Source organism: Peribacillus sp. SIMBA_075 (assembly GCF_046534585.1).
Genome location: NZ_JAWRYN010000484.1, coordinates 1 through 277 on the forward strand (window position 1 = coordinate 1; position 277 = coordinate 277).

The following is a 277-nucleotide window of genomic DNA, read 5'->3' on the forward strand; positions in this document are numbered from 1 at the left end:
TCTCGAGTCTTCGGAGGAGAGATTTGTTTGAGCAGTCATCCGATTCGGTTTTCTTATTGCTTGCAAATAAAGTGAGTCATGTCGAATTTGATGATGCTACCCAGCAGTTGTCTATCACGATTGAAGATGATCACGGCTACTCATTGGATTTAGTAATTACGTATCAAGAAAAATTTGCTCGCTCGCTCAATGCTCTGGAACGAAATAAGCGTTTGCTGGAGCTGCGTGATGTGTTTGTGCTGGTTCAGAATCTAGGGGACAGCTATGTTCCGATCAG

1 pseudogene is annotated in these 277 nt (G+C 43.3%); it reads left to right on the forward strand.

From position 1 onward, the window contains the following. Nucleotides 1-23 precede the first annotated feature (23 nt). Nucleotides 24-277 (forward strand): annotated as a pseudogene (locus SB775_RS29100) (hypothetical protein); the annotation flags it as partial.